The sequence below is a fragment of the Streptomyces soli genome (assembly GCF_003999195.1).
Lineage (GTDB): Bacteria > Actinomycetota > Actinomycetes > Streptomycetales > Streptomycetaceae > Actinacidiphila > Actinacidiphila soli.
The window spans coordinates 1-5,669 of the sequence record NZ_RJVR01000137.1 but is presented as its reverse complement, the minus strand read 5'-3'; the positions used below and the strand labels follow the sequence as shown (position 1 = coordinate 5,669).

At 69.3% G+C, this 5,669-nt stretch carries 6 protein-coding genes; 3 read left to right on the top strand and 3 right to left on the bottom strand.

Translation table 11 applies throughout. The annotated features are described in order from the left end of the window. The first annotated feature begins 264 nt into the window (after positions 1-264). The gene (locus tag EFK10_RS12335; protein WP_127355768.1) at positions 265-1,602 is read left to right on the top strand and encodes an MFS transporter; all 1,338 of its coding nucleotides are present in this window, start codon (positions 265-267) and stop codon (positions 1,600-1,602) included. A gap of 94 nt (positions 1,603-1,696) precedes the next feature. Here the strand turns inward: EFK10_RS12335 and EFK10_RS12330 are convergent, their stop codons facing one another. Further along, positions 1,697-2,302, bottom strand: coding sequence for a hypothetical protein (locus EFK10_RS12330; protein ID WP_127355767.1), 606 nt, complete (start codon positions 2,300-2,302; stop codon positions 1,697-1,699). Between the two features lie 129 nt (positions 2,303-2,431). Between EFK10_RS12330 and EFK10_RS47310 the strand changes: the two genes are divergently transcribed. Continuing rightward, positions 2,432-2,584, top strand: a complete 153-nt coding sequence (locus EFK10_RS47310; protein WP_164835953.1) for a hypothetical protein — start codon at positions 2,432-2,434, stop codon at positions 2,582-2,584. Between the two features lie 241 nt (positions 2,585-2,825). Here EFK10_RS47310 and EFK10_RS12325 read toward each other — a convergent pair whose 3' ends face one another. After that, positions 2,826-3,212, bottom strand: a complete 387-nt coding sequence (locus EFK10_RS12325; protein ID WP_127355766.1) for a hypothetical protein — start codon at positions 3,210-3,212, stop codon at positions 2,826-2,828. A 59-nt stretch (positions 3,213-3,271) separates the two neighbouring features. Between EFK10_RS12325 and EFK10_RS12320 the strand changes: the two genes are divergently transcribed. Continuing rightward, on the top strand, positions 3,272-3,832 hold the full coding sequence (locus EFK10_RS12320) for a hypothetical protein (protein ID WP_127355765.1): 561 nt from the start codon (positions 3,272-3,274) through the stop codon (positions 3,830-3,832). A gap of 126 nt (positions 3,833-3,958) precedes the next feature. On the opposite strand, the gene EFK10_RS12315 is transcribed toward EFK10_RS12320, so the two are convergent. Next, positions 3,959-5,044, bottom strand: coding sequence for a hypothetical protein (locus EFK10_RS12315; protein WP_127355764.1), 1,086 nt, complete (start codon positions 5,042-5,044; stop codon positions 3,959-3,961). Between the last annotated feature and the right edge of the window lie 625 nt (positions 5,045-5,669).

The window sequence follows — 5,669 nt, the reverse complement described above, 5'->3', positions numbered from 1 at the left end:
CCAAACTCGACCGACACACACCCGATCGACAGGAAGAATCCTCCGCCCCTCTCACCACGTGATCAACCCCCGAAGGATTTCCGAACGCGACCACTAAGACATGCCCGGTCGTCCGAGCGCGCGTTGACGTCGTAGGCCGTGATCGGCCTGTCATCGCGTGCTGCCCTTGATGTGCGGCACAGCGAGCCTTCCCCCGCCTGAACCGTCGGTGCACTGTCGTGCGCCCGGGTGGCGGCGTCGTCTTCGGCAACCCAAGGGGTCTCTGTGCCGTCCGCTTCCTCCGCTGGATCCGATTCCGGTCGGCCTGTGCCGTCAAGCCTGTGGCGGGACGGCGACTTGCGCAGGCTCTGGGTGGGCCAGACGGCCTCCCAACTCGGCGAGCAGGCAATCCTGGTGGTGCTGCCGCTGATCGCCGTGCTGACGCTCAACGCCGACGCCGGTCAGCTGGGCGCCCTCCGCGCGGTGGGGCAGGCGCCGATCCTTCTGCTCTCGCTCTTCGTCGGCGCGTGGGTGGACAGGTGGCGGACCCGCACGGTTATGGTGCTGGCGGACCTCGGCCGGGCGCTGGCGCTGGGCGGAGCCGCCGTGGTCGGCCTCCTCGGCGGCCTCGGCCTGCCGGCGCTGCTCGTGGTCGCCTTCATTATCGGGGCCCTGTCCGTGTTCTTCGACGTGGCGTACCAGGCGTCTGTCGTACGGCTGGTGAAACGCGATCAGCTGGTGCGGGGCAACAGCGCGCTCGAGGGCAGCCGGTCCGCGGCCCAGATCGGCGGACCTGCCCTCGGCGGCGCGTTGGTGTCCCTGCTGTCGGCGCCGGTCGCCGCTGCCTCCAGCGCGCTGTTCTTCGCGCTGTCGTTCCTGTCCATCGGGCGGATCCGTCGCCGCGAATCGATCCCGGAGCGCTCGGAACGTACCCCTCGTGTCTGGCGGCGGATCCACGAGGGCCTCCGTTTTGTCGTCAGCGATACCTCGCTGCGGACCGTGGGCCTCGCCTCGGCCGCCTTCCAGTTCTCCTTCGCGGCCATGATGACCGTCTATCTGCTCTTCCTGCCGCGGGAACTGCACCTGTCGGGCACCGCCGTCGGGCTGGCGCTCGCGGCGACGGGGCCGGGCGCGCTCCTGGGCTCGCTGCTGGCCGCCCGCCTGCCGAGCCGGTTCGGTTACGGCGCGGTGCTCGTGTCGGCAGCGGCACTCGGCGACGGCGTCATGCTGTGTGTGCCCGCGCTGCACGGCCCCTCTGCGGTGACGATCCCTTCGCTCGTGGCGGTCAACTTCGTGTTCGGGACCTTCGGCCAGCTGGTGAACGTCACGGTCATGGCCGTCCGGCAGGCCGTCACCCCGGAAGGGATGCAAGGCCGCGCCGCCGCGACGATCACGTTCGTCGGCATGGGGCTGACCCCGCTCGGCTCGCTGCTCGGCGGCTGTCTCGCGGAAGAGTGGGGGTTGCGCACCAGCCTCCTGGTGACGGCCGCAGGCATGATGCTGTCCCCGGTGCTGATGTCCCTGTCCCCGCTCGCACGCTTGGGACGGGCGCTTCCGGCCCCGCAGGACGCGCCGCCGACGGCCGCCCACCAGGTGACCTCGAGTGACATCAAAACTCGCTGACATTGATCATGGATACGGTCTTCACGTGAGTCCCGGAGCCACCGCGAAACGACATCCACACAAAGTGACACAGCCAGGCGTAGTCGCGACGCGGTTACTTGGCGGCTGCGCGTACCTCGTTGAGGACCCGGTAGGCCTGGCGCTCGGTGATGCCCAGGTCGGCGGCGATCTCGGCGGCGGTCACCTTGCCTTTGCTGGCGGCCAGCGTCTGGGCCACGCGGTCTTTGCGTTCCTGGGCGAGGGCGAGGCGCTTGTCGGTGGCGGGGGTGCGGGGCTTGGTGTCCTTGCTGCCTTTGGGGCGGCCGCCGCCGGCGCCGGCGCCGGGGCGGTTGGCGTCCCAGTCGCGGATGGTGCGTCGCTTCCAGTGCGCGACACCGCACACGATCGTGTCGGGCTTGGGGGCGTGGCCGTGGGCGACGTAGGCGGCCCAGGCGCCGGGCTTGATGACGTTGTGGAACTGGTGCCGGGCCTCTTCCCGGTCCAGCAGGTCCTCCGGGGACTCCTGGTCGGGCAGTTGCGGGACCTCCGGCAGGCCGGCGAGGTGGGCGTCGATCTGCTGGGAGTCCCAGATGCGGGTGCGTGCGCCCGTCCGGCTGATCGGGGCGGGCAGCTGCTCGGCCTCGGCACGCGACAGGGTCTTCTTGCCCTTGCGTTGGGCGATGTCGTCGGCACCGAGGGGGATGCGGCCGGCGGGGATCATCAGTTCTCCTTGATCAGGCGCCGACGGTGGTGATGCCGGCGTGGCGGGGTTCGGGTTCGGGTGTCGCGCTGTGGGGCCATCCATAGCTGACATCAGGAACTGTACAGCATTTATCTCTGCCGTGGGGTGGTGCGGGTCGAGACTGGGGGCCGCGCCGTCGAGCAGCGGCCCCCAAGGGCCTCCTCGCCCGGGTGGGCGCGGCGGTCAGTTGCCGCCTTCGGCCTGCTGCTCGCGCCGTGCATCGTGGCCGCCCTGCTTGCCGCCCGCGCCCGCAGCGCGTGAGCCGAACCGATTCCCCGCAAACTTGTCGCCGCTGAAGGCGCTCGGCTACCACGACAAGACCGCCACCCGACTGGTCACCGAAGCCGGCGGAACCTGGAGCAGGTACGCCCCCGGTGAGCACAAGCGGTGAACGTCCGGGGCAGCCGTGTTATCCCGAGCGTCTTGCCGCTCAGTAACGGGGGGTGGCGAGTGCAGAGCCCGTGGGCTCGCGGACGCGCGTGACCGGGCCCGGGCCCGGGCATCATGCGGCGGCCTCCTGGTCCTTCTTCGGGTACGGGTAGGTGGTCGCCTCCAGCGGGCGCCGGTCGCGGCGCGGACCGATGAGGTGGGCGTACCGGTGGTTGCCGCGGTGGTCCAGGACCGTCGCCCCGACAGCGGCCAGGGCCTCGGCCAGCCAGGCCCGGCCGGGCTCGCGGGGCCGGGCACCCAGCGCGATCAGACGGCGCTCGGTGCCGCCGTGCCCGCTCTCATCGGCCCGCGCCTTGCTGATCGCGCGGTCCGAAGCGCGCGGGTTCGCCGGCCCCGGGACTGGTGAGCTCGCATGTTCAGGTGTCGCGTATTCGCGGCCGAGCCCAGATGGGAGCTCGCACTGAGTGATCTGCGCGAGCTCGGCGGCACCGGCGGCCACTGGTCGGCGATTGACATGATGGGCAGCGGCAAGTCCCAGGTGTCTCCAGAGGAGTGGCTATGGCGTTCAAAACCGGAGTCGCCGAACAGGACGAGTGGTCCTATTCGCCAGCTGTCGGCGTCGGACCGCTCCGGTTCGGTATGAGCATCGACGAAGTGGTCGAGGCGGCTGAGACACTCGGCCAAACGAAGGTCAGCGATTGTGCGCGGGACCACGCGATCTTCTCGCCGACTTGGAAGATCGAAGTCCACCGTCGCGGGGTGGCTCCTTCACCGCCTGCCGTCACGGCCTACGTCAGCCAGGCTGTGGGGCTGTTCTGCATAGCTGCCGACGCCGTGCACGGTCCCCAGGTCGCGTACCACGGACTCCAGCTGGTCGGGAGAGATCTGTCGGAGTTGGAGAGTGACGCAATCGCGTATGCCGAGGCAACGGACGCGTACCTTCGCTACACGCCCGAGGGCTACGCCGGACCGGATGATCCCGGGGTCCTGATTCGCGGACAACTCGTTGGGCAGGACCTCCGATCCCGTCCGTTGTTCATGGTGACGCGCGACGGCGCAAATACTGAATGGGACTCGCTGCCCTCCGAGGAGTACCGCGTCAACGGCCAGTCCTCCTGACGTGGTGTGACATACGCCAGCTCTGCAGTCGAGGCCGTGTTCCAGGCGCCCGCTATTGCGCGAAGGCGAGCTTCTTGGTTACGTCCGTCGCTGCGTTGTCCGGTCGTAACCGGCGAGCTGTAGCGATCACTGGCTGTGATCGCCAGGGGCGTATCGGCTCCACGTTCCTCCAGCTTCGGTGACCAGGCGGGTGGCTGTCTTGTCGTGGTAACCGAGGGCCTTCGCGATGACGGGAGCAGGGGCTTGGAGGACGAGCTGTCGGATTGCGGCGGTCCTGCCGCGCTGCGGCGGGACGCCGATCTCGCGCAAGTGGACTTGAAGGCTGACCGGGTTCATCGGCTGGCCGGGCTGGCGTCCGGGGAAGAGCCACTGCGAGCTCCTGCTGCTGGCATAGGGCTGGTGCTGGCAGGACTGGACGTATGCCCTCATGAGGTCAGCGACGGGCTGCGGAAGTGGGGAGGGTGGATCTCCCAGCCGGACGGTGACGGTGGTCCCGTCGTCGATGACGTCGTTGGCAGTAAGGCGGACGATACGGGTGACGGGTTGCGCGTAGAGGAGAACGAGTGCGGCGGCGACCCGGGCCCGTAGGGGCAGGGAGTCGTCGTTGAGGACCCGCCGTAGAACGGCGAGTCGGTGGTGCTGATGCAAGGGTGTTTGGTCCTGGCTGACGACCTGGGGTGGCAGGGCGAGGCGGGGCATCCGGCCCGTCTTCATGCACCAGCGCAGGAACGTCTGGGCCGGGCGACGGGTGGCCCGCTTCTCGGTGTGCCAGGCGTCGAGGTCAGCCTGCTGGCAGTGTTCGATGGTGCGGCCTCGGTCGGCGAGCCGAGCAAGGAAGGCGCCGGCCTGGGAGATCTCCTGTTTCGTCTGGTTGGTCTGGGAGCGTCCCAGCGGTCCCTTCTCCGCCTTGCTCCGCAGGCGCCGCATCTGGTGCCAGGTGGCGAAGTGCTGAAGAAGTCGCCGGTGTTCGGGGTCCTCGACGGTGGCGAGCCGCTCGGCCAGCCAGCGCTGATAGAGCAGAAGCTGCCGGTCGACGCGTGGCAGGACACCGCTGTCCATCAGCAAGTCACGCAGGTGGACGACAGTTCGCCAGGGTGTTTCCTGGTGCAGCCCGTCGTGGGTGAGCGGGATGCTGCCGGCAGCCAGGCCGCGCAGGAGACGGACGACATTGGGGTTGCGGAGCCAGATCAGGCGGCTCTTGGGCCGGTCCATCTCCTTCAGGGAGGTGACCAGCGGTTGCAGCGAAGCGGCAATGTGGCCTGTGCCGTCGTCGGCCGAGAGTGTCGGTGAGGGTGCAGCGTTCGCAGAGGCGTCCGCCGAGGAGCAGCCCTTCGAAGCCGCAGCGGTCGCAGAAGAAGTCGCGGGCGATGCCCGCGCAGTCGCGGCAGATCGGCGTGCCGGTCGCGTCCCGGCCTGGCAGCAGCCGGTCGGCTCGGCAGCCGGGGCAGCAGCCGCGGATACGCATGGCGCGGTCGTAGCAGGTCCGGCAGATCGGACCGTCTGACCACTCGGCGGACTTCGAGGCGCGACGGCCGCAGCGGGCGCAGTCGCGGATCATCCACCGCTCGTACTCCTCCGGCGTCACCGTTTACCCCTCCGGCGTCAGCCGGACCCGCGTGGGCCGCCAACGTCCCTGATGGGGTCGTTTCCGCGCGGTCTCGGACCCGCCGCCAGGCCGAGTGTCGCGTATTCGCATCCGATGCAATTGACGTCGGTAGGAACAACGGAACAGCGGTTGGCGCTAAGTGGTCCGTTCCGGAAATCCTTCGGGGGTTGATCAAGCCGCCAGTGCGGCGGAGGATTCTTCCTGGTGATCGGCGGTGTGCCGGTCGAGTCT